We start from the raw sequence: 25,149 nt of genomic DNA on the forward strand, positions 1-25,149 counted from the left end.
CTATTATCGACCTCAAAGAGATTTGTATGGTTAAACAGCTTGTTTATACATATGCCTGTAAGATCACTCTGAAATATGCGGTGCTTTGCAATCTGGAGTGGTATTACACACCATATACAACTTCATTTTATCATTTTAATAAATAAGTTCGTCTTATTGCCGTTGTATCTTCTTTCATTTTTTTAATAAATTGAACAGGGCCAATACCGACTAGATCACCAAACAATAAATATGATCCAACTCTCTTGATTTTATATCTTCCAAAACGGCTTTAAGTACTAGGATATTACCTTGAATATCAGTTATCAGTTTTTATGTAATTGTGAAATATAAGAAATTATTGAGCATAACTGCCCGTTTAGCTGAGAAGGCTGCCGTTCTTTACTGTTGAGCTTTAGTTTTCCGTCCCTCAACGAATAAGCCCTTCATTAACGTACAAACGGGTTACCAAATCGAACTAAAATATGCCACATGTATTTTAATTCCTGAAGCACCTCTTCATACAACCCTCTATCGCTCCATAGTGCTGGATTATGTTTCAAATCGTTTACAGCTACCCCGATCACACTTGCGTCGATATAATCATTCCGTGCTATCCGCTTAGCTAAGGATGGCATAGTTGGTCCCCTAAAATCCGAGGGAATTTCTTCTACGCGCATTGCAAATCCCATATGCCAATATAGTTCAATCGAATACTTTAAGCATATTTCTTCTAATACATCTCCTATGTAAGTTCCCTTAAACGAAGGATCAACAACTAGCACTTCTACGTCATTACTTAATATGATATCACCATGAACCTGGGCCTCGATATAATGGTTAAGGTTTCGATTGGGCAAACGCTTTGAAGGATCCTTGAATGGTTGTTCAAGACTATACAGCAAATGCTCAATTAATATCCGCGGTGTTAAGTTTTTCTCGCCAATCGCATCATTTCGAAAAAATGCATCTTTAAAAATCGCTGATAAAATGTCATCAAACTCTCCATAAGTGCCTTTTTCCTTTGGATCTTGATGCGAATCCAAATAAGTGTACGTGCAGCGATAGGAGACCATTGGTGAGAGAAGGAAGTAACATGACCCAAACCGCGGAGCCGGCCCATCCGGGTGCAACATTAAATCTAGCGCCCCGTACTTCGGGCGCTGGCTATTAGTCACACCATCTAACTGATAAGCGCCTCCAAACATCTTTTTCTCCCAAAGATCCCGTGCACCGCCTGGATAAGCGGATACGCTGCCATTGGAAATGAGAGTTTCGAACTGACTCTTATATATTCCCTGCTCAAGCAATGCCTGAGCCATACTTTTCATATCCGTAATTGGCCGATCAGGATGAAAATGCAGCGCGACCCTCGCGTTCGACAATAGCTTAGTGACGGCATCCTCAAATGTACTCCAAGGGATATTTGACATCTGAAGAACTTCCTTAATAGACTTTTGAGCTTCGCATTTCCGGGTTCCGGCGTACTGTGTAATATGCTCAATTGCCAGATGCTGCGAACTTGATAAACCTCTCTTACCTAACATTTACTTCACCTTCCTTGATATAACCTGACATGCATGTTATTCACCCTTGATTCACTAGAGTTTCAAAAACACCGTTCAATTTCTGCTAATCCATAATCATGTCAACGACTTGTTTCACAAACGCAGCAAAGGGTTCGCTCAGGTTAGGACTTCGATCAATAGCCCACCTGAGTTTATCGAAAGCTCTTAATAGCAGCAAATGTTTCAAGTCAATAAGGTCTTTTTCGCTTATCCCGTACCCGTCTAAAAATGCTTTGAATTCATCAATATTTGGACCTACTCCTTGGATTTGGCACTGCATCAGTTGAATAATATCTCCATGCGGTACCACGCTTACTTCTGCACTGCCCCAATCTAGCAAAATAACTTTGCCTTCCTGATTGACAATTGTATTCTTTAAAGAAATATCTCCATGGTTTAAACCAAAGCGGAACGGTTCTTTCTTTATATTCTCGAACAGTTTTCTTACTCTCTGCGATTCCATCTTAGTGACTACTCCAAAATTAATGAACCGATCATGCTCCGTCAAACTATTGATATTATACTGCACATACCCCTGCCAACTTCCATCTGATCCAGCATGAGAAGGCGACTGAAACTCACAATTGTTTGGATTAATCAGATTTTCCCCGAATCCTTTCACTTGAATCGAATGAATGAGTTTGGCATATTCGCCAGGACTTGAGAACCATACTGTCTAACCCGTTGTCACCATCTATAAAAGATTGAATCATATATGCTGTTTCATCAGCTATACCTATGGACAATACCTCAGGTCCAGTGGTGCCAACTGCGGATGCTTGCTCGGCACACCATTTTTCTTTAATAAAGTTTGGATATGTACCTTTATCGTTCATGCGGACAACTACTTTACGACTCTCCGTCTCAACTACGCAAACCTTATTTACGTTGCCTTTACCTATGATCTGATATGATGTTTTCACTTGTTCTAGCAGAAAATCGCCTGCAATTCGTCTTGCTTGTATAACTAAAGAGTCCTCCATTCATTATATCCTCCTTCAATAAGCACCTAGCTTTACGATTCAATATAACGCCCAATTGCGTAACAAGGCTGCCGATCGTTCCTGGCAGCCTTGTGGTGTTTTTTCAGCTATTGTTCTCAGTTCCCAAGTTTTAAGGGTTTATCTCACGTAAAGTCAATCATTCGCAGATCATTACTTTCCATATGAGCGTATTGAAAATACGCCTACGACTTGATCATAAGCTTATTTTCACTTCAAGTTATTTCTTTTTCATCTCCTGATACACTTTCTTCTGTTCTTCCATGACCTCTTTACCGCCAGTCTTCATGTACTCCGCAACCATATCGTCATACAGCTTGTCGAAATCCGCCGGCTTAGCCGTTACCGTCTTTACATAAATTTCAATGGCTTTATCATTCAAGGTTTGATTGTATTTAATTTGCGCTTCGATCGGTCTGTCAAAACGCGCGGGCAGCTGCCCATCCTGATCACCAACCTTGATACTGTTCATGGTGAAGTCCTTATATTTGGGATCAGCCGCGTTTGCTTTTAGTGTTTTTTCCGTATCCCCCATATCTTTGCCGTTAATCAGCATGCTGTAATCCAAATAGTTGTACATCACCCTTTTGGCTTCATCCGTATCCAATATGACCGGAATGCCGTCATCGCCTTTTTTGTAGGTAACCCCTTCCGTACCGTTCTGCAAATCGAAGATAACGTTATAATCTGACATCCAGTTCAGGAACTTAATGGCTTCTACGGCCCTTTTGCTAGCTTTCGGTACCATGATATGAGCAGACAGCGGATGGTAAATCTGTTTCACATGCTTGCCTTCGTAGTTCGTGAATGGATCTACAGGCAGCAGCGTGGCACTCGGAACATTCTTCTGCAGGGTGGAATAATACGACTGATAGACAGGTTCGTTTGTATTAGTGATCGCAAATCCGATCAATCCGTTCACTAAATCAGCCTGAAATTTTTTACCGTCTTTATCCAGGGCGAAATCGGGGCTAATTAAGCCTTCGTTATACAGCTTGTTCAAATACTTATAGCCATCTTTATTACCCGGCTTCATCAAATCCGGAAGAGAGTAATATTCTTCTTCCGTCATTTTTTTCCAGAATGTCCGGACCAGCGGGTCCAGGTTGCCGTTATACCGAATGCCATAAGGGATGACCTTCCCACCCGTATTGCCTGGATCCTTCTCCTTAAATGCTTTCAACACATTATAGAACTCATCGGTCGTTGCAGGCGGCTGCATACCCAGCTTGTCAAGCCAGTCCTTTCGGATAATCGGCGTTGAACTGGCGATAATTATTCTTTTCGCAGGGATCGTGAACTGCTTTCCTTCAAAATTACCATAGCTCAGCAGCTTATCACCAAGATATTTTTTCAAATTGGTACCATGCTGGTTGATCAGATCTCCAAGCTCGGTCAACCCTCCCTGCTTCACCCAATTCTGTACGGCAGGATCGCTATAGGTAAATATGATATCCGGCGCCTCATTGGCCGACATCAGCACATTCAGCTTCGGCACTTCCTCTGTTCGCGGAACGGTTACAAACTGCAGCTTGATATTATTCGGGTCGCCAAACTTTTCCTGCATGTATTTGACAAAATAGCTTTCCGTAAGCGGCGGTGCGCCCGGCGGCGTGTTGCCACGGTCGAAGAGCTCGACTTTCAGCGTTACCGGATCTCCCTTGGCCCCGCCTTCCTTCGCACCTTCTGAGCTGGAGCAGGCAGCAACCGTACCTGCCAATAAAATGACCATCAGTGAACTGTTAATTGTCCGGATAAGCGACTTTGGTTTGCGCAAATCGTTCAACTCCCTTTTTTAGGTAGAATGGGACTCCTCTTAAGAAACAATCAACCCTTCACTGCGCCGACCATGATCCCGGAAATAAAATATCGCTGAAGCCAAGGATAGACTAGCAAAATCGGTATCGTGGCAAACATAATGCTTGCCGCTTTCAGACTCTCGGGAATCGGGGCGGTAGCATTCATCCCTTCCGTCGCGGTCGCGTCGCTCATTTGATTGCTGATGACCAATTGGTACAGCTTCAGCTGAATCGGGTATAAATCCTGATTGGTAATATAAAAGAGCGCATCCATGAACCCGTTCCAACGGCCTACCGCATAGAACAAGCTCAATGTTGCCAATACCGGCAAAGAAAGCGGCAGCACAATCCGGAATAACGTTCCGAAATGCGAGCTTCCGTCAATCCGTGCAGACTCTTCCAGCTCCTCTGGAATGGAGGCGAAGAAGGACTTCAGGATGACCAGATAGAAGGCGTTGATCATGCCGGGCAGTACTAACGCCCAGAGGGTGTTCGTCAGCTTTAACGATTTGACAAGCAAATATTCCGGAATCAATCCTCCGCTGAAAAACATCGTAAACACGATAATAACCAAAAAGAAATCCCGGCCCTTCAGCCTTTTCTTCGTAAGCGGATAAGCTGCGCAAATCGTCATGACCATGCATACGACCGTGAATACAGTCACAAGTAAAATCGTGAAAAATAACGAACTGACCATCTTGGCATCCTTAAACACGGTTTCATAAGCCATGGTGCTCCATTCTACCGGAAATACCGTCACCTTATTGGATAAAATCGCCGCATTGGAACTTAACGAGACGGCAACCAAATGAAGGATGGGAACGAGGCAAATAAAAGACGCCACGGCTACAAGCAGGATGATAAAGCTATCGATAATTTTGTCACTTGTACTGACTTTCATTAGATACCCCCCTTACCAAATTCCTTGGTCGGTCACTTTTTTGGAGATATAGTTAGAAGACAACAGGAAGATCAGACCGACGACCGCCTGGAATAAACCGATAGCCGTAGCGATTGTAAAACGGGCAGAGTGTATGCCGACCTTATAGACGAAGGTACTTATGACTTCGGATACATCCGTGACTAGCGGATTCGCCAGAACAAAGGGGCGTTCAAAACCGATGCTGGCCATATGCCCAATGTTGATGATCAGCAAAATCATAATAGTTGGTTTGATTCCGGGAAGCGTGATGTTCCATATTTTACGCAGACGCCCCGCTCCATCCACTGCAGCCGCCTCATACAGCTCCTTGTTGATTCCCGCTAAAGCCGCCAAATAAATGATCGTACCCCAACCGGCATTTTGCCACACGCCTGCTCCCACATAAGTGATCACCCAATAGATGGGCTCGGTGAGAAAAGGAATCGCTTTCATTCCAGAAGACTTCAATAATATATTTACAAGCCCTGTATTGGTGGATAGAAGCTGATAAACCATGCCTCCGATGATGACCCATGAAATAAAGTGAGGCAGATATAATACGGTTTGTGCGCCCTTCTTAAACCACTTGATCCGGATTTCGTTCAATAACACAGCCAAGATGATAGGTGCCGGGAAGGAAACCAGCAAGTCCAATAGGTTGAGCAGCATCGTGTTTCGCAGTACCTTGTAGAAATCCTTCATTAGAAAAATTTCACGGAAAGCATCCAGACCTACCCAAGGACTCTTCCATATTCCCTGGAACATATTAAAATCTTTAAAAGCGATAGTTACCCCATACATCGGGATATACTTGAAGATCAGGAAATACAACATGGGCAAGGACAGCAATGCATACAACTGCCAATCCTGACCTACGATAAGTCTCCTGCTTTTCTTCATAGTTGACGAGCGAGTGGCCGTATACGGAGAGGCTAAAGTTTTATCCATGGCAGGTTCGTTACTTGGCATATGATCCCTCCTTTTCGTCATTCTATGTCCACAGTAATTCATGTTCAATTAACTTTCAATTAACATGAATCGCTCCTTATCGAAATGTAAGAAAACGCTTGCATAACCTTTTCTCACACCTTAACATTTCCGAATATCGGATTAAAGCGCTTGCATTTTTAACTAGTCAAATCGGCTTATCCATTGCTTTTTACCTCTGTTTTTTTGCGAAAGTCTCCAGGTGGAACGCCTAACCCATTTTTGAAAGCTCGGTGAAAGGAAATGACGTGAACATAGCCCACTCGTTCTGCGATATTGTGTACCGGCAGGTCGGTCTTAAGGAGTAATCTCTGCGCCTCCTCCAAACGAATCCGCAGCAAATAATCAATAAATTTTTCCCCAAACTCTTCTTTAAACAGCTTGCTTAAATATCGCGGATTCATCTCATACTGGTCGCTAATCCGGTTTAAGGATAGATCAGGATCGAAATAATGCGTTTCGATATACGCTTTGACCTGGCAGATGAGTTCATGATTGTTCCTTGCGCAGCGAGCGGCTCGAACACGGGGCTCAAGCTCGGAAAGCAGCATAACCAACCGTTCATGCCATTCCTCGAGCTTTTCAGAGTGCTCCACTAAGGCTTCAAGCACCGGCTTATATTCCGTGGCCCACAGCTCCTGTGCCTCTCCCGTCATTTCCATCAGTTCTTTATTCAGATGATAAATCAAATAATTGGTAATCTGGTTGATATCGCCTTGTGAGAACCGTCCCTTCTTTAAAGCTTGAAAAAGCGAAATCATATGGTTCTGCCATTGCCCGTCGTCCGTCCGGAACGACTTGACGAGTGTTCGAACCGATTGCAGATGAGGGAAAATCCGACCTTCCGTTTTCGCATGTACATCCCGGATTCCAATGAGTGAGCCTAAACCAAAGACCGGCTTATAAGACAAATGCACTTTGGCTTCCGCATAGCATTGCGGGATGTTGCCGAGAGTCTGGGTCTCCGACCCGATGCCAACGGACACTGTAAATTCAAGATTTTCCAGAATCCAATCCTGCAGTTTCTTCATGAAATCATATACCGTATGCCCATCTGGCTTCTGGCTATCATTCAAATAAAACACGACGGCCATTTGCTGTGGCCCCACCCATTCATTCCAAACAAAAATCCCTTCGTTCTGGGCAACTTCCTGAAGGACGTTGGTAACGACAAATTTAAGCAAGATCTGGTCACGCGAGCTATAGTCAACGACAAACTGAGAGTAACGGTCGATTTCCATCATCGCCACCGCCAACCGTTGGAACTGGGAAGGCAAGTGCAGTCTGGCGGTTTCATGTCTCCACTCCGTTTCGTTCATGATCCTATGGCCTTCCAGCCAATCGACCAGTACTTGTCTTTTACGAATCAGCAGATCGTCTTTATGTAGTTTTTCGTACTGGCTCGTCCTTTCCAACAAGCTATCGATGGCGGATTCTATAAATTTCAGCTCGTCATCCCCCGCATGCTTAACCAGCTCGCCGCTTTTTCGTTTCGTGTAATCTTTGATCCTTACCGCAATGGACTGGATCGGCTTGTAATGCCGGTGAGTAATAAACGTAAACCAAATCACTCCAAGCAGGATTGCCGCTAAGCCAACAATCATCCAGAGGTCATTAAATTGGGACATCAAAGATAAATTCCGATCTCTTTGTCCGCTGGGCATATACACCCAACCCGTATAATCGGAATGAATCCGTTCCTTTTTTAGCTCTTGTACGGGTGCGGCTTGGCTCTGCAGCGTCACGCTTCGATCAAAAGGCTCTAGGTTAGCGGTAAGCAGCCGAATGAAACCGGCATCATATCGAGTTAAATCCTTAATAAATCCAACTAATGCCCGAACGCGGATGTTTACCACGACAGCACCCTGTTTGATACCATCTAAAGGGAAAAACTTGACGAGTGACACCACCTGTTCCTCGCTCGAATCATGAATAAATTCACGATAATTTCTTGGACTTGTCCACCCCGCGGGCGCCGTCTTCGAATGATAGGCAGCCAGAAGGAAATCACGGTCCCCGAACTGCTCCAAGTCTGATAGGCCGTTTCTGGATAATATTTTTCCGGACTGTTCGTTGTACATATAGATGGAGCTGGAAAAAGGCAACATGGAAGTGAAATCATCAAGCCTATGTGAAATCAAGAAGTAATCAAAAGGCGTTTTATCGTCTGCCGCATAAGTATAGAAATCTTTTAACTTCTCATCCGTAAAAATTTCTTTGATCGTCATTTGTTCGGAAGCCTTCAGATTGGCGTCCACTGCCTGCATGACCTTTGTCGCAATAGAGGCATCCGTCATCGCAATTTGTTTTTGGGCCGAATTGTTTAAAATCGAAAAAAAAGAAAAGATTAAGACGGAAATGACAACGAAAAACAGGGGGGCGTAAGACAACAGCATGCGATGATACCAGCTCATTTTCATCAAAAATCAGTCCTCCTGCACCTATAACTTGATTGACAACAAGCAGAATAAGATTCTTTTCCGCTGATTTCCATTTATTTAGCATAGTATATTAGATTGAAAATTGTTGTCGAATCCTGTTTGGAAGAAGACGCAAAAAAACACCGGAAGTTGATCCGATGTCCTTGATCTGATATGGATTGTCCGAATTAATCAAAAATAACTGAAAACGGTTCCGCCGGCCGGGATATTGTTTCGGCATCCATGTAACATACGCTGAAGGCCCTGCGAGATTTGCTGCTGCGATTGCCTTCCGAACCGTGAATCGTCCAGTTATGAAGTAAGACGGCTTCGCCGGGCTGGAGCTCCAAATAATCCGGTTCCCTATTTACTGTCAAATCTTCGATTTGCTCCTTGGTCAAAAATCCGGATGGATGACTTGGATTCATAAGATGTCGGTGCGTACCTTGATATACTTGTACACAGCCGTTTTCACGGGTAGCCGGGTCCAAGGCGGTCCATACCGTTAATAATGGGTCACGATCCAAATTGGACCATCGGTCCTGATGATAAACCAGATGGGTCCCATGAAAGGCGGGCTTATTCATAAACATGGCGCGGAAACAAGCAACCCTGGTGTGGATTCCGTATATTTTTTCCGCAATAGAGCGGAACAGCGGCTTCTTCATATAAGCCAAATACAAGGGATCGAGCTCCAGGTTCTGGATCTTCCGGTAGTTAAGAGTTGCTCCCTTAAAACCCAGGGTCTGAGCCGATTGTTCGAACCCTTCCCCTTCTTCCCGTTGCATCATCAAACGGTCGTAATCGATTTCGGCTTTTCCCAGCATAATCTCATCTATCCGGTTGGTAAGCGCCGTTACTTCTTTCTCCGACAAAACTTCTCCCAATCGGAGGTATCCCTGTTCTTCGTAGGTCTGCCATTGCTCGAACGATAAGGTATCGCCCATGCTGTTCACTCTCCCTTGTCTGAATTCTAAATTGGTAAGAGTAAGACTCAACATTCTGCGGAAGTCATCTCATTTGTAAACATCCGTTTGTATTCCCCGGCTGACATTTTCACTGCCGATTTGGGGGCATAGTGAAACTGCAGCGACCGGCGGCGTTTGGATGAATGATTATTCGGCGTGCCATGGTACAACAGCCCATGGAAGAACAGAACTCCGCCTGGCTTGAGTGGAATTGCCGCGTCCTTATCTACCGGCACGTTCGTGTCACAGATCTGCCAATCTCGAACAGCGTAGTGCGGTGTGGCTCCATCCATGTGGGAGCGCGGGATGACGTGCATGCAGCCGTTGTCGAGCCCCGCCTCGTCAAGTGCGATCCAAACTCCAATCACCGGCTTGTTCCATGTCAAGTTGTTGTAAGCCATATCCTGGTGCCATGGCTTTTCCGCTCCCCCGAAGGGAGGCTTCAACAGAGCCTGGTCCTGCACTAGATTCACTTCCTCGCCAAGCAAGCGTTCGACAACGGATAAGATAGCCGGATGATAGGCTATCGCTCGCAGCGACTCATCGAAGTCCACAAAGTTGTAAAGCTTTCTTACCGCAAACTCTCGTTCCTCATCGGTCTTTAGTTCACTCTGCGGTTTGGTGAATTGCAGCTTAACCTTCGTGTCACGGTTAAAGATATTATCCATAACCGCATCGATTGACTGCCCCACTTCTTCTGCCTTCAGTATTTGCTCTATTGCAATGAATCCAGCTTCCTTGTACTGTTTGATGTACTCATCCGTAAAATCATTGATCGATACCAACGGCCGATGCACATTGTCGAATCGGTACATGCGTTTGTTAATGTCATCTGAATTTTGTACATTTGTACTCATTGTATCCCTCCTTAAAGAGTGATAAATCTACATCCGTTACTATTACAATAACGTTTATCTTCATTAATGAAAATGGATGGAGGAGCGACTTTTTTGTATAAATGTACATATCACGCATTCACAAACTCGTTGCTATCGGCCGAAGCTTATGATTAAATGGAAACCAAACGTCATTTGAAGGAGTGTTGGCGATGATCACCTTTTTTTACAACGGTTCCGTGGGAAAATCCCGCTGCGAGCCAGGATGGGACTGGTCTCGTTTAAGCCCCATGCCCGATTACGACCTCTGGTATGCAATAGAAGGAAAAGGACAAATGATCATCAACGGAGTAAGCTACCCGATCTGTAAAGGCTCCTGCTTTTTAATCCGGCCCGGCGATCAAGTGAAAGCAACTCAGGAGCTCGATCATCGGCTAACCGTCATTTTCATACATTTTACAATCCAACCGGGTCTGGACGTCGATCTTCCCGAAAGACATGTACGGCTAGAGGACACCATTATGCCGGAAACATGCTTACAGCGTATTGTTGATCTTCAGCTTCGGGAAGAAGATCGGCAGGAAGAAGAATTCGACCTGCTCGTGCATCTCGTTCTTCTGCATATGCTGCGCCAGCAAAAAAGCAGATCTCAGTCACCCATCTCCCATATGCATAAACAGCTAATTCACAAAGTTATTGATGAGCTCCGCGACCAAATCAGCGAAAAGGCAATAACCGTGGCAAGCCTCGCTGAGGACGTCAATGTATCTCCGCGCTATTTGAGTCAACTGTTCATGAAGTACACCGGTTTTTCCTTAAGGGAGTACATTACGCGAGTCCGCATGGAACGGGCACGATTTCTCCTGTCCGAGACAGCGATGAACATTACTGAGGTTTCAAGCGCACTCGGCTTCACCGACGTATACCATTTCAGCAAAATGTTCAAATCTCACAACGGAGCGCCTCCGTCCAGATTTCGCTACAAAGGACGGCCAGCCAAAAGCAATTATGGCGATTTCAACCCTCCGCAAAATACCGATCCTCTTGAATGACTAGAGTCATGGAACATAACTTGTCCAAAAAAACTACATCGTTTCGTGTCCATAACCTCTTTACTATATGGGCAACTAACCTTAAATTATGCTCAATCAGTTTGTTTCTGGAATGATCATTACCTTCTGCCATGAGCCTGAGATGTGTTTCTTCCTCTGCCTCGGTAAGAGGTTGTGGAAATGCATTATTTTTGACATAGGATACAAGCAAGGTCAATTGCTTGATCAAGATTGCAATAGCACTAAAAATTCCTGCCACTCCAGCCACCCCCTTCAATGTTTGCGGATCATTGCTGTTTGGAGCCTCCGCTTAGCGCTTAGTATTAGTCTATGTAGGTGGTTGCCTAGAAGTGCATGTACCTATTACTTTACATGAGTTAGCCAATTGATTCTGGCTTATCCTCACTACACATAAAATAGTCCCCACCTTTTACTAGGAAGGGACTTTTATGTGCCTCGACAATTCTGCTAGGAGCGTGGTTTCTCGGGCTCTGTTGTAATTTGAAGTCCAGGTACATATTTTCGATGCATTTGTTTTCTTTTTTTACGGTTCTCCTTTGTATCAAAGACAATATCCATATCATAGTCTCCTTCTGGATAAAGCTTCGATTTGGGAATATAGAGGGACAGACGTTTGCGATTAAACGTCATTTTGCTCTTCTGCACTTGAACCAAAATGTCGCCTCGTTCATCCGCTGGCTTGAATACAATCCCTGTCCTCTTCAAAGGATGAATCCAAACACAATCACCTACTTCAAAAGGTTTAGAGGGTGGTTTACTTTCTTTCGGTTTTACGGTTGTTTTCCCCTCATGATAATTCTTTGGTAAACTTTGTCCGTTCTTATCCTTCTCTGGACTTTTTTCCTCTTGAGGAGCCCCACTCCCCAGCTCTTTCATCGTATATGCAGAAGCTCTATGCTCTGCACGCCTAACGATTGTCTCCGGCAGTCCAAAGCGTCTGGCAATTGCAAAGGCGTAGCTATCTCCGGCTTCACCGATTTCGAGTCGGTACAAGGGAATAAGCGTTTCAGCGTTAAACGCCATACGAGCATTCATACATCCTTCCTGCTGGGCAGCGAAGCGTTTGATTTCGTTAAAATGTGTCGTTGCTGCTACAAGCGAGCCTCTTTCCAGCAGCTCCTCCAATACCGCAATAGCTAGCGCAATCCCTTCTCCAGGGTCTGTCCCTGCAGCCATTTCATCAAGCAGCAGCAAGGTATGACCGTTTGCTGCTTGAAGTATTTCTCTCAGACTCTCCATATGAGCGGAGAAAGTGCTCAGCGAATGCTCGATACTTTGACCATCGCCTACATCTGCCAATATATGTTGGAACAAGCCAAATTCGGTTCCCTTTTCCGCTGGAATAAGCAGACCCGATTGAACCATAAGCGCGAGCAATCCTATGGTCTTTAGGGTAACGGTTTTGCCCCCAGTATTCGGACCTGTAATGATGAGCTGCTTCCAGGCTCCACCGAGTTCGGCATATAAAGGGACACAATTGGATGCCAACATTGGGTGTCTCGCTCCAACTAATTTGACATAAGGTCGTTCAGAGAGTACAGCTGAAATCCCATCGTACGTTCTTGATAATTTGGCTCTAGCAAAAATGAAATCAAAAGTAGCCATCGCTTCCAGATTCCACCGCAGCCGCTCTCCTTGCTCTTCTGCAAGATCGGACAATGACGACAAAATAATCATCCGCTCCCGTTCCTCTTCAGCTTTCCACATTTGCCATTCCACCTGAAGTTCGGCCAGATCAACCGGCTCGACGAAGAGCGTTTGTCCACTCGAAGATTCATCCCATACAGTACCAGGCACCTGCTTGCGCTGCTCACGTTTAACAGGAAGAACATAATGACCATTTCGTTTACTAACCAATTGATCCTGAAGAGCTGCTTTGTACTTGCTTAAGGTTTGCGTCAGTTTTCTCTCGATTCGATCTTCGATTACAGCTAAATGTTTGCGGATATCACCAAGATCGTGGCTTGCTTGATCTGTTAATACGCCATAACGAATACAGCGTTCCAATTCCTTACGAAGCTCTGGACAATCGTACATTGAATTCGCATAGCCGCTTATGGTCGGAGCCGACAATCGTTTCGCGTCCATATATCGTTTCATTTGAGCCACAGCAGTAAGCCATGCGGACAAATGACTGAGCTCCTGTTCGGTATAAACCTTTGACTTGCCGAGCAAAGCTATGAACGGCTCAATACCTTCCATTGCGGATAGCGGCACGCTCGCACCAGTTTTCAACAATTGCGTCGCTTCCTCAGTTTCAAGCAGCCAAGCCCTGACCTGCGCCCGATTGACGCTAGGTTTATGTTTCATCATTAGCTCTCTGCCGGAATTCGATACCGTGTACCCTATAAGCATTTGTTTGATTTTGTCATACTCGAGCTTCTTCAAACTGGATTCGTTCATCGTTCCCGTCCTCCTGTATGCTTATGCCTCAGAGCATAAGTAAAATGAAATTGGCAATCAGTCTTAAAAAAAAGATATAAAAAAACAGGAACAGAACGCATACGCGTCCCATTCCTGTTCGTTTAACGGCACTTAATCGAACAAAAGCTGTTTGTCCTTGCGGAATAGACAAAACCCTTTTCTCTATTAAAAAAAGCGTGCTCGAAAGAGCACGCAGATTTGCCGTCCAGCAGGCGGAAATCGTTATGTCCTTAACTCTTGGTTGACGCGGATTGAATGCAACTTAACAAACATGCCCATAATGCGGACATGCCGATTTTGTTACCCTTCAACTTTTTTTGTAAAGAATTGAATTCCCTACAGCGTCGTTATCCAATTATGAGTTAAGAACACCAACAAACATTAAAATTTCCCCCTGCTATATGAAGTTATTGCTATCATATCTATATTCGGACACCAAAGTCAAGGGGCTTATGTCGTCGTAACGAACATGAACATAGATTTTATCCCACAGATCTGCTTGATGTGGAATTAAGCTTTCCTTTTATTTGAAAGCATCACTTCAGTCGGGAGAACTTTATATCACCTCCTGGGCATTCCTCCTGAAATCATTGGGTGTAATCCCATATTCCTTTTTAAAGGCACGATAAAACGAACGCAAACTGTTAAATCCGGAGTCAAACGCAATCTCTGTGACCGGGTTCGTGGTGGATAGCAGCAGCATCTGGGCAAGGGCTACCCGTCGGCCATTCACATAATCCCGAAATGATGTGTGGAGTTGGTCAGAGAAGATTCGTGAGATATGAAATTTGCTGACCCCTAATTCCCTTGAAAGCATATCCAGGGTTACAGGCTCTAGGAAATGAAGGTCCACATAGGCAAGAATCCTTTGAATACTGTCCAGATCTTGGGTGTACTCTATTTTTTCCAAGGATAATAATGGCAAAACATGTCCTACTATGACAGAGGTGTAAGCCTTAAGCAGACGGTTATCACAATTTTCCATATATCGCTCGTATAATGCTTTCAGCATGATCGGGACGTTATAAACCAAGTGTTCCTTGGGAACCATCGGTTGATTTGGAATATGCTTCATTAAATCTCCCGTAAAATCCCCTGGGAATGCAGCATCGAAAAAAAACAGCAGGATCCGATTGCTCTCTGTTGTTTTGTAGCTATGGGGTTGATTGGGGAAAATAACCACCATGTCTCCTTCAGACAGAACATACTCCTTCTGATTGATGGTAATTTGGATCTTGCCAGATAGGACTATTGTAATTTCAACGTGTTTATGAAGATGAAGGGGATAGGTATTATCGGTAGATATAAATGTGTGAAACGGTTGATGACGATGCTGATATTGGATTTTCACTTCTAAGCCTCCATAAAGGTAATTGGATTTCCCTATAAGCAGTGAAGTGTTTCTCATCTCTTCAATAAAACCTTAGTTCTATACTAGCATATTGGCACAAGTACAAGAATTGGCGCAAAAAAAATTTTTTTTGGCAGGTGCGAAATACTTACAAGGTATAAAATGATGGAAGTAAGCAGCTTGAGGCTTACTACATTTTCCAATAGGGAAGGGAGGATGTATAACAGGGTTGCAAAGAGTCACGAAAGCTTGCATCCATGTTATACAGAATACCAGATGAAAAGTAAGGATACGAAATTTAGAAGAGTCATGGCCGTCCTCTTAAGTATTGCGATTGCATTTTCATTGAGCTGGGTACTACCCGGTGGTACGGGTTCAGCCCAATCAAATGAAAGCGGTTTCTATGGAGTACCCATCGTCGCGTTTCCTGGTGCAGAAGGTGGTGGCGCCTATACCAGTGGTGGTCGTGGCGGTGACGTATACGTCGTAACCAACCTTAAGGATTATAGCGATAATGATGAACCTATCGAAGGGTCCCTTCGTCATGGGATTTTATCCACCCCAGTAGAGGGTCGTACGATTGTTTTTAACGTATCAGGAACGATTGAACTGAAGAATTCCTTAAGATTCAAGAACATCAAAAACCTGACCATCGCCGGGCAAACCGCACCGGGTAACGGCATTACCATTGCAGGATGGGAAACCAATATCAGTAATTCTGAGAACATCATTATCCGGTATATCTCTTTCCGTCCAGGTGCATCGAATGTATTTAACGGCAGTGATTCCATGGATGCCCTGTGGGGAAGAGACAACAAACAATTCATCCTTGATCATTGTTCCTTTAGTTGGAACACGGATGAGACCCTTTCTACATACAGGGGCGAAAACGGTACAATACAGTGGTCTATTATTTCAGAAAGCTTGACGCTCTCGGGACATTCGAAAGGTAGACATGGCTACGGTGGTATAGCAGGCGGAGATAAAACCACCTTCCATCACAATCTTTATTTGAACCATACCTCACGTAATCCAAGACTCGGCGGCGGATATGCCGGTGCAGCAAATGCAGACCATGTAGCCGTGCTTCAATTCTCCAACAACGTTATCTATAACTGGGGCTTTAATGGGGTTTATGGCGGCGGCTATAATTTCACTAATTTTATGAACAATATTGAGATTGCGGGACCGGGCACAAGAGACAGTGTTGTCAATCAGGTTATTGACGCAGGGGAACGTGGGAAGCTTGGCGGTTTCTACATCTCCGGGAATAGGATTAACGGTGAGGAGACAGGCTTGTTGGATGGATCATCAGAATACGTCAAGTTTTCCGGCGACATTAGCGGTAATAATAAAACAACTATCGCAACAGAACCGTATCTATCCGCAGATAGCACAGGAGTCAATAACGGGATTACCAATCCAGCGTTTGACGATTATGTACTAAACGGTGTAGAGGAAGCTAGTGACCAATTGCTGAACATCATTCTACGGCAGGCAGGCGCAACCTATCCGCGTCGTGATGCTATTGATGCAAGAGTGGTTGCAGAAGTGGAAAAAGGACTTGGAAGATATGTCAATACCGAGCATGAAGTTGGCGGATACATCTCGGACTTTGGTGTCATTGAAGAACTGCGTGCCGCTGATTTTGATACGAATCACAACGGTATTACCGACGAATGGGAAAAGGAAAAAGGGATCTGGGGCACCGACGATGCCTATAAAACCATTACAGACAGCGGCTATACCTGGCTTGAGCTTTATATCAACGGTCTTGTAGATAGTGGGCATGTAGCTGAAAACCCTAATGCTGAAATAACGACACCAGCGAACAATGCGCAGTTTGCATTGGGCGAAGCGATACCCGTGAAAATTAAAGCTTCTTCCGAATTCGGACACCGTATAGAAAAGGTAGCGGTATACAATGGTTCTGAATATCTGGGTGACGCTGTATTAAAAGGAAACCATTATGAATACACCATCAAGGGACTTGAGGATGCTTCTTACTTTATTTCCGCAAGAATTATAGATTCAAAAGGAAATGAGACTCAAACTACTGCAGCCAACGTTCATATCAACACCGATAACCGTACATTAGCTGTTGGAGATTGGTCATCGGTTGACATCGGCAAGCCGGACATCCAAGGTTCTGCAAGCCTGACTAATAATGTGATCACTGTAAAAGGAAACGGAAAGCTTGGCATTAGCGAGGGCAGCACGGAACAATCAGAAGAATCGGACGCTTCCAAAGATGATTTTCATTTCGTCTATAAGAAAGTGACTGGAGATATGGAAATCACTGCAAAGCTAGAGGAAATTGGATCCGTTGACAACCATGCATTCACAGGCCTGATGGTTCGCAATGACCTGAAAGATGACAGTGCAACCGCAGCCCTGGGACTTTCCTGGGTGAAGCTCTCAAAAACATACAGCTGGTCAACCTATTTGGCAGGAAGGGAAACACAAGGTGGAGACTTTAATGAATTGACCGAAACACTGGACAGCGCTTCAAATGCCGAAAAGGCGGGCATTCAGCTTGTACCAGACATTCCATTCAAGATCAACGGTGTCGAACAGGGTTACTGGCTCAAGCTTAGCCGCAAGGGCGATACCTTTTATGCTTATGGCTCCATGGACGGTAAAGAATGGACACCGATCGGTGAGAAAACTGTAGCGATGAAGGGTTCGGTGTATGTTGGTTTTGCCGTAGACAGCAATGATGTTTCAAATGATATCGAGCAGTTGAATTATGCGAAATTCTCAAATGTTAGCTTTATTGATAGCTTAAAAACCAAATAGCAATGAGGTTGAAATGGGTGATACCCTGTATGCCATTGCAAAACAGTTCTACGGTGACGGGAATTTGAATGCGATAATATGAGGGAAACAAGAGTATCATTCAAACTCCTGATTTGATGTTTATGGACAAGAGCATAACAGTATAACCCTGATTACACCAGTATTGGTTGATCAGGGTTTTTGTTAGTATCTACACAGTCTTAAGGTTTTACAGTCAATTATTATTTGAGCTCTTCAAATTCCGATCGTTTCTACAGTAATGGATCAAATCTTAAGCGCAGACAGCATTCCACATGTGTGGAGACTTCATATTTGAAATAAGACATGGGTTATCCCTCAAGCAGTTATAATAACCGCCTAAAGGAAAACCCCGTTATTTAACTATAAATCAGTTCGGACTGACGATTTCACTTTACTTGTTCTCTAGCACCAGCATCTTCAGCAGAACCGTTACAGCCTCTGCCCTTGTTGCTTGGGCGTTCGGATTGAATTGGTATGTACCTGTACCTTCTATAAGGCCAAGCTTCTTTATTGCTGAGCTTCTTTCCGGTATATATCGTTCTGCAAGCTCGAAGTAATCCGAAGCCCGCGAATAGTCTTTTTGAAGAATGGAGGCGATAGCACAATAGAAATAGATATTGCCTGTGCCTTTTCCCAGTCTTCATCTTGTCGCGCATTTAACTTTCAAAACATTAATTATCTTTCAAACGTTGCTACTATTACCGCTCTGCCTAGAGTATGGGTGAGCATATTAAAGCCTAGAAAAGCTGGTGTTGCATTAGCCTTAACACCTAAATCCTCAACATCCAAAGCATGAACAATAAAATAATAGCGGTGCGGTCCATCTCCAACGGGTGGCGCAGCACCAATATAACCTGCAAACGAGGCATCGTTGTTCAATTGAATAGCTCCGTTTGGCAAACCAGACCCGTCCTCACTTCCTGCTCCAGATGGCAATTCTGTCACGTTAGCGGGAATATTAGAGACAGACCAATGCCAAAATCCTGATCCAGTAGGAGCATCCGGGTCATACACCGTAACTGCATAACTTTTTGTCCCTTCCGGGGCACCGGACCATTTCAATTCAGGTGAAATATCTTGCCCGCCATCTACCCCAAATTTTCCTGAAAGCTGTGGAGCGGATAATACATTATTTTCAGGGATATCCGAACTTGTCACATTAAAGCTGGCTACTTCCGGCAATCTTGCAAACGGATTATTTAGCTCATTTTTCATTTTGAACCTCCATGTTATGGGTTTTATATTTGGAGACGACCTCTCCTTGCTTCGAAGTATATCAAATATCAAATCATTGTAAAAATAGATAGTTTGAATTACAATCATTGTAATTTTGAATGATTGGAGAGAGATAAATATGGAACTGAGGCACCTGGAGGCATTTAAGGTTGTTTGCGAACAGTTGCATTTCACGAAAGCGGCGGAACTTCTAAACATAGCACAGCCGACTTTAAGTCAGCAAATCAAAGCGTTAGAGTATGAGATCGGGACGCCTCTGTTTGATCGTATGGGCAAGCGAATTGCAATAACAGAAGCGGGACAGATTCTTTACGAACAGTGTAGCCAAATTTTCAGAAACTTGGACTATGCTCATGATGCGATTAACGACTTGCGCACGATGCAGCGCGGAAAATTAGTCTTGGGAGTACTACCATGTGATTTGGATGAACTTTTGACACCCGTGATGATTGAATTCCATCAAGAGTTTCCTAACATCCAGCTCCTGATTCAAGATTCTAATCGAATTGTTGAGGAAGTATTGGAAGGAAACATCGATATCGGCATTACTGTAATTCCTGTTATGGAAGACAGCAAGCTTGTCCGTGTGCCTTTATATACAGAAAAATTTGCAGTGGCAGTATCGAAAAGTAGTGAATTGTCTGTACGCTCGCAAATATGCTTGAAGGAACTCAAAGATTTGAGTCTCGTGATGTTTCCTGATCATCATCATTGCCGCAAGTTGGTAAATTCCTATTGTGAAGACCAGAACTTTGATTTGACCCCAATTATCGAAACATCAACAATGATTTCATTAAAACGATTTGTTAAAAACAATATTGGCGGGACCGTTTTGCCCAAACCGCTTTTGAAAACCTGGGATGACCGATTCTATCATATAATAAATTTGGTTGAGCCTACACCCAAACGAGATATTGGCATCGTGTATCGGTCTGACAGATTCCTAGGTCAAGCTAGTAGAATGTTTATTAGTAAAGTAAAGGAGCAATTCACGTAAAAGTGCCTTCTGCTTGATCGACAATTTGTGCACGCGGCGATATGGTGCCCAGAGCACGTACACAAAAGTTCACCTAATTCACTCCGATATTCTTACCCTCACGGTATTCTGTAGGGGTTCGATTCGTAAGCGTTTTAAACACGCGATTGAAATGCCGAATATTCGTAAAGCCCGTTGAATCCGAGATCACTTGAATTTTTTCATCCGAGTAGAGCAGCATCGTTTTCGCTTTTTCAATTCGTTTTTCCGTAAGAAAATCGATAAAAGACTGACCTTGCTTGCTTTTAAACAAGCTGCTTAAATAGGACGGGCTCAGATAAACGATTTCCGCCATCATGTTTAGGGTTATAGATTCAGCATAGTGTTCTTCGACATATCGCACAACCAATTCAACTGGACTGGTTACAAACTTTTTCTTGCGATTCGCCATGCAAACACTTAAATCACCTAACAGCTTCTGGCAGCGTTCGATCAATTCTTTACTGGACGAAATGGAGTAAATATCCATCAACACCTGCTTCACATCGGTAGCCTGCAGCCACTGTTTAACCACAGCCAAATTGACTGCCTGTTCATAGAAATGCAGCAGCATTTTGCAAATTTGCTGTTGAATGATCTCTGGGTCATGCCATTGTTGGCAAAGCTTGGTTACGAATTGACTTGCTTGGTATTGTACATTAGCCAAATCGCCTTCTTGGACAAACTGATTGAGCAGGTTCCAATCGGAGGAATGCCATTCGAACTTCTCCATTTTCATTTCGGCAATGGTCTCACTTGAAAGCAAGCGATCTCCGCCAATAACCAATCGGTACAATAATGCTAATCCCGCTTCCTTGTAGGATTTAGAAATAGACTCCAAGTCCTTGGCAGGACTGCCTAGTCCAAACGTGATTGTAAAATTGGATTGCCCGCGGATTTCCTTGCGTATTCGGTTCGTTAATTTCTCTATTTCTGAAAACGAGGATTCCCCTTCCTCATGATTGATTAAAGCAACAACCTCGTTATCATGCAAAATAAAAACATGTCCAAGTAGGGATTTGTCGATGCTCTCCTGAATAAATTGCTGCATGTAGACGGTAAACAAAGATGGATTCAATTGGTAATATCTTTCATCTGTTACGGAATCTCGGTCAAGCTTAGCAACCAAACAGCTAGTATTAGGATGTGGAAATAGAATTCCTACATTCTCAAGCAGCTCTGTCTCCGCATGATGAATGCTCCCCGTTAGTAGACCGGCTAATACATGGTGACGCATTTGATTCTGTACTTGTCTATCTTTGGCATTCACTTTATTTTGCTGCTTTTCAAGCGCAAACTCTTCCTGCAGCTTGCCTAGCAAATCATATAATTCTTCTCTTTCGAACGGTTTCATTAAGTAATCTTTTGCTCCTAATCTTAGAGATTCACGAGCGTATTGGAAATCGTTATACCCGCTCATCACAACACAAGCAATCTGCGGATACCTTTCCTTCACAATATACTGCAGCTGGATACCATCCATCCGTGGCATTTTGATATCTGTAATTATCAAATCGGGCTGTAGTTCCTCTATTTTTTCTAAGGCTTCCACGCCATCCATAGCTTCCTCAATAACGATCCATTCAGAGTGCATATCTGCAATCATTAGCCGAATGCCTTTACGAAAAATGGCTTCGTCATCTACGATTAGGATATTAGGCATCCCTTTTACCCCCTTCAAGATGATCTTCTATGAGCGGTAAAGTAAGGAATATGGTTGTTCCTTGTTTAAGACTGCTCGCTATCTTAATGCCATACTGATTGCCATAGCGCAAAGCAATTCTTCGATGCACATTCATTAAACCATGACCGCCTGTGCCCTCCTCAGAGGAGGCAAAATCGAATTTTTTATCCAATAAATGTTGCAATTGAACCGCACTCATACCCGCTCCATCATCTTGAATGGTGATCAGCATATTATCATCCTGCTTCTTTCCTGTAAGGATAATGTTGCCATATCCATTCCCCTTATCAATGCCATGCACAATACTATTCTCAATGATCGGCTGTAAAATAAACCGAATAACGGAATAGGAAAGCAGTTCAGGCTCAATATTTACGTGGAACTGAATTTTATCCTCAAAACGGATTTGCTGTATAGCCATATAGCCTTTCACATGCTCTAGTTCCATATTAAGCGGCACTTGGCTTTTGTGACTATTGATACTGTAACGCAGCAGCTTGCTTAAATTATTAGTCATTTTAACCACTTCACGGTTGCCTTGTATTTCTGCGTACATGCTAATCGAACCTAGGGTATTATATAAAAAATGCGGGTTAATTTGGCTCTGCAAAGCCGATATTTGCGCATTCTTCTCTCTAATTTCCGATTCATAAAGACGATAACCTAAGTCACTTAGCTTTGATACCATGATATTAAACGATTGACTCAGCTGCCCAATCTCATCACGGCTGCTGATGGGAATTGATACATGTAAGTCTCCGACTACAACCTTTTTCATTAAATTACGCAATTCGCTAATCGGATTCGTAATACGCAGGGCGAAAATAGTGAAAATAATGAATGCAAGGAGCAAACAAACCGCTCCGATCAGGATGATATAGTTCCTAACATATACGGTGTCCTGAAGCAGAGTGGCAAGCGGTACCATTTCGATCATCGTCCAGCCCGTAAAGGGTGAAGTATAGTAGGATAAGAGCTCCGTATCATTGTTTTGCTTATAAACAACAGTCCCCGCACCTTTATATGGCAGTAATTTATCGGAATCAATCCAATATTCCATGCTTTTATAGATCATCGATCCCTCGTTATCGACGATCATAATGTTCTTCTTATCGTTGGAAATAGCTTCAATTTTGTTGCGAATCATATTCTTATCCACATCCAGCACTAGATAGCCTAGAACCTTACCCGTATCTACGCTGCGGATTTTTCTGGCAAAGGAATACACCTGGTTATTTGTGTCTAAGGCATTTTTGTTGAAGGTGCCGATATAAACGATTTTTCCTGTCTTGGATACTTTTTCATACCATGGCTCACCTTCAACCCTTTTTAGTGAATAATTAGCTTGCTCCTCCAACATGGCCGTGTAAGTACCGCCAGAAACTCTATAAAGGGTTAACCCTGAAATATCCACTCTTCCATTAGCAAATACCCGCTTCGTAAAATCCTCGATCGTCACCCTTTCATTAAACGAAAGATTCGCATCCGATCGCCCGCCAGTTTCCAAATATTTCAATATTTGCTGTGATTGGTAAGGCAACAGAGTTAACAAATTGAGTTCATTCATATAGGTATCGATATTAGCGGTTAATTCCTTCACGACGTCCATTTGATATTTGCCGGTATTTTTTTGAATCGATGCGGAATAGCTCGTATAAGTCAAATAACTGGCAATTCCGAGCGGAACGGCAATAAGTATAAAGCTAATAACAATAAGCTTAACGGCAATAGGCAGGTTTTGGATCCACTGCAGCCTATTTTGGAGCTGTATTCTGCTGAATCTGAAGATTGGTATTAATGATCTTTTGCGCATTATGCAGCACCTCTTGTGGTGTTGTTTGACCCACCATCATCTTTTCAAACTCACGCACAAGTTCATCATTAATCGTTCCCTGTCGCGGTTGATTTGGAAAATATTTCACATCATCCGCCGAGCTGGCATAGTCCGGACGATATTTAAGCTGCTGAAACTCTTTCGATTCTACAGCTTTCTTCACAGCCGGGATATGACCGGCCTTCGCCCAGCTTGCACCGTGAGCCGCTACCCAATTGGCAAATTTAATGGCTGCTATCTGCTTTTGCTTATCCGGCTTCTCATGATAGGGAAGAGAAAACGTGTGAGAGTCTCCCCAAACCGCTGGATGATCGTAGATTTGAGGTATTTTGGTAACACCAAAATTCAAGTCTGCAGCTTTTTCAAAAGTACCCGTTGCCCAAACGCCCGTAATTAAAATGGCTGCGTTTCCTTTAGCAAAGTTCTGAACCGTATCGTTAATATTAGGATGGATGAGCTTACTAGTATAAAGAGAATTCACAAATTGCAAGGATTGCAGCGCAGAAGGATTATCAATGGCTGCCGCTTTTCCATCGTCGGTATAGAATCGTCCACCATCCATGCTCATCTGATTATAGAAGGAATACCATAACCAGAAGGAGTCAATTCGCACATTCGGCTCAGCCAGAGGAGAGATATGTTCCGGTACACTCGCACGGATTTTTTGTAGAAATTGAATGAACCCTTCTTCACCATTGGATAAAATAGGCTTTTCTTTCTCATCTAGAAGGCCAGCCAGCTTCAGCCAAGTTTTGTTATAGTACATGACTTCTAGATGTGTATCTAGTGGAATTCCCAAATGCTTATCTTCGGCAACCGTGCTTTTCAAAATCGTCGGATTAAAATCGTTCCAATTAACGCCAGCCTCGACAGCCAGTTCATTCAAATCTGTCAAGAAGCCCGCTGGCGCATATTGTGAATATTTGGCTGAGTGAACAATCGCAATATCGGGCGCTTCTTCTGTCACGATTGCCGTTGAGAGCTTAGGATAATAATCACCAGAATTATTGTTAATCTGTTCTATTTTAACGTGATCTTTATTCTCATTATTATATTGCTGGATTAATTCGGCCATAAATTGTCCATCGCCTCCACTAAACGGAGACCAAAAGGTGATTCTCAGCTTATTAGAGCTGACTTCTTCTGAATGGGTGCTCAGCTGTGGACTGCAGCTTATTGTGAAAGAACTCATTAGGATAAGGAGTAATGTGGCGCTTAATCTTGATCGTTGC

General features: G+C 43.6%; 19 protein-coding genes and 1 pseudogene. 3 read left to right on the top strand and 17 right to left on the bottom strand.

The genetic code is table 11. The features are described 5' to 3' along the window. Window positions 1–428 precede the first annotated feature (428 nt). The 9 genes from QFZ80_RS24830 to QFZ80_RS24870 all read right to left on the bottom strand — a co-directional run bounded on the left by QFZ80_RS24830 (window position 429) and on the right by QFZ80_RS24870 (window position 10,501). Window positions 429–1,526 (bottom strand): DUF3626 domain-containing protein, encoded by a 1,098-nt coding sequence (locus QFZ80_RS24830; RefSeq protein ID WP_307561627.1) that lies wholly within the window; start codon window positions 1,524–1,526, stop codon window positions 429–431. Window positions 1,527–1,611: 85 nt separating this feature from the next. Further along, the gene (locus tag QFZ80_RS24835; RefSeq protein ID WP_373460157.1) at window positions 1,612–2,010 is read right to left on the bottom strand and encodes a phosphotransferase family protein; all 399 of its coding nucleotides are present in this window, start codon (window positions 2,008–2,010) and stop codon (window positions 1,612–1,614) included. A 130-nt stretch (window positions 2,011–2,140) separates the two neighbouring features. Continuing rightward, window positions 2,141–2,530, bottom strand: a complete 390-nt coding sequence (locus QFZ80_RS24840; protein WP_307561631.1) for a fructosamine kinase family protein — start codon at window positions 2,528–2,530, stop codon at window positions 2,141–2,143. Window positions 2,531–2,768: 238 nt separating this feature from the next. Then, window positions 2,769–4,280, bottom strand: coding sequence for an extracellular solute-binding protein (locus QFZ80_RS24845; RefSeq protein WP_307544909.1), 1,512 nt, complete (start codon window positions 4,278–4,280; stop codon window positions 2,769–2,771). 95 nt (window positions 4,281–4,375) lie between these two features. Continuing rightward, on the bottom strand, window positions 4,376–5,248 hold the full coding sequence (locus QFZ80_RS24850; RefSeq protein WP_307561634.1) for a carbohydrate ABC transporter permease: 873 nt from the start codon (window positions 5,246–5,248) through the stop codon (window positions 4,376–4,378). Between the two features lie 12 nt (window positions 5,249–5,260). Further along, window positions 5,261–6,169 (bottom strand): ABC transporter permease, encoded by a 909-nt coding sequence (locus tag QFZ80_RS24855; RefSeq protein WP_307544907.1) that lies wholly within the window; start codon window positions 6,167–6,169, stop codon window positions 5,261–5,263. A gap of 245 nt (window positions 6,170–6,414) precedes the next feature. Then, window positions 6,415–8,676, bottom strand: coding sequence for a helix-turn-helix domain-containing protein (locus QFZ80_RS24860; protein WP_307561636.1), 2,262 nt, complete (start codon window positions 8,674–8,676; stop codon window positions 6,415–6,417). 188 nt (window positions 8,677–8,864) lie between these two features. Further along, a complete protein-coding gene (locus QFZ80_RS24865) occupies window positions 8,865–9,623 on the bottom strand; it encodes a phytanoyl-CoA dioxygenase family protein (protein ID WP_307544558.1) in 759 nt (252 codons plus the stop codon). Window positions 9,624–9,670: 47 nt separating this feature from the next. After that, a complete protein-coding gene (locus QFZ80_RS24870; RefSeq protein WP_307561638.1) occupies window positions 9,671–10,501 on the bottom strand; it encodes a phytanoyl-CoA dioxygenase family protein in 831 nt (276 codons plus the stop codon). A 191-nt stretch (window positions 10,502–10,692) separates the two neighbouring features. On the opposite strand from QFZ80_RS24870, the gene QFZ80_RS24875 reads away from it, so the two are divergent. Then, the gene (locus tag QFZ80_RS24875; RefSeq protein WP_307544554.1) at window positions 10,693–11,532 is read left to right on the top strand and encodes an AraC family transcriptional regulator; all 840 of its coding nucleotides are present in this window, start codon (window positions 10,693–10,695) and stop codon (window positions 11,530–11,532) included. A 55-nt stretch (window positions 11,533–11,587) separates the two neighbouring features. Here the strand turns inward: QFZ80_RS24875 and QFZ80_RS24880 are convergent. From QFZ80_RS24880 to QFZ80_RS24890, 3 genes and pseudogenes are all read right to left on the bottom strand, one after another. Further along, window positions 11,588–11,791, bottom strand: a pseudogene (locus tag QFZ80_RS24880) (RNA polymerase subunit sigma-70); the annotation flags it as partial. Window positions 11,792–12,000: 209 nt separating this feature from the next. Beyond that, window positions 12,001–13,956, bottom strand: coding sequence for an endonuclease MutS2 (locus QFZ80_RS24885; protein WP_307553352.1), 1,956 nt, complete (start codon window positions 13,954–13,956; stop codon window positions 12,001–12,003). 577 nt (window positions 13,957–14,533) lie between these two features. After that, on the bottom strand, window positions 14,534–15,328 hold the full coding sequence (locus tag QFZ80_RS24890; RefSeq protein WP_307553351.1) for a helix-turn-helix domain-containing protein: 795 nt from the start codon (window positions 15,326–15,328) through the stop codon (window positions 14,534–14,536). Between the two features lie 249 nt (window positions 15,329–15,577). Here QFZ80_RS24890 and QFZ80_RS24895 point away from each other — a divergent pair, with 249 nt between their 5' ends. Then, window positions 15,578–18,127 (top strand): Ig-like domain-containing protein, encoded by a 2,550-nt coding sequence (locus QFZ80_RS24895; RefSeq protein WP_307561640.1) that lies wholly within the window; start codon window positions 15,578–15,580, stop codon window positions 18,125–18,127. Window positions 18,128–18,539: 412 nt separating this feature from the next. On the opposite strand, the gene QFZ80_RS39185 is transcribed toward QFZ80_RS24895, so the two are convergent. Together QFZ80_RS39185 and QFZ80_RS24900 are read right to left on the bottom strand one after the other, a co-directional pair. Beyond that, complete coding sequence (locus tag QFZ80_RS39185; RefSeq protein ID WP_373460436.1) at window positions 18,540–18,785, bottom strand: S-layer homology domain-containing protein; 246 nt, start codon at window positions 18,783–18,785, stop codon at window positions 18,540–18,542. 38 nt (window positions 18,786–18,823) lie between these two features. After that, the gene (locus QFZ80_RS24900) at window positions 18,824–19,363 is read right to left on the bottom strand and encodes a YbhB/YbcL family Raf kinase inhibitor-like protein (protein WP_307561642.1); all 540 of its coding nucleotides are present in this window, start codon (window positions 19,361–19,363) and stop codon (window positions 18,824–18,826) included. Between the two features lie 139 nt (window positions 19,364–19,502). Here QFZ80_RS24900 and QFZ80_RS24905 point away from each other — a divergent pair, with 139 nt between their 5' ends. Further along, on the top strand, window positions 19,503–20,381 hold the full coding sequence (locus QFZ80_RS24905; protein ID WP_307561644.1) for a LysR family transcriptional regulator: 879 nt from the start codon (window positions 19,503–19,505) through the stop codon (window positions 20,379–20,381). Window positions 20,382–20,454: 73 nt separating this feature from the next. Here the strand turns inward: QFZ80_RS24905 and QFZ80_RS24910 are convergent, their stop codons facing one another. Genes QFZ80_RS24910 through QFZ80_RS24920 form a run of 3 tightly spaced genes read right to left on the bottom strand, consistent with a single transcriptional unit; the run spans window position 20,455 to window position 24,992 of the window. Then, the gene (locus QFZ80_RS24910; RefSeq protein WP_307553347.1) at window positions 20,455–22,062 is read right to left on the bottom strand and encodes a response regulator; all 1,608 of its coding nucleotides are present in this window, start codon (window positions 22,060–22,062) and stop codon (window positions 20,455–20,457) included. After that, window positions 22,055–23,896, bottom strand: coding sequence for a cache domain-containing sensor histidine kinase (locus tag QFZ80_RS24915; RefSeq protein ID WP_307561646.1), 1,842 nt, complete (start codon window positions 23,894–23,896; stop codon window positions 22,055–22,057). The genes QFZ80_RS24910 and QFZ80_RS24915 overlap by 8 nt, the downstream gene beginning before the upstream one ends. Continuing rightward, the gene (locus tag QFZ80_RS24920) at window positions 23,838–24,992 is read right to left on the bottom strand and encodes an extracellular solute-binding protein (RefSeq protein ID WP_307553345.1); all 1,155 of its coding nucleotides are present in this window, start codon (window positions 24,990–24,992) and stop codon (window positions 23,838–23,840) included. Before QFZ80_RS24920 ends, QFZ80_RS24915 begins: the two co-directional genes overlap by 59 nt. Window positions 24,993–25,149: the final 157 nt, after the last annotated feature.

Origin of the sequence: Paenibacillus sp. V4I7 (assembly GCF_030817275.1) — a bacterium.
Taxonomy (GTDB): domain Bacteria; phylum Bacillota; class Bacilli; order Paenibacillales; family NBRC-103111; genus Paenibacillus_E.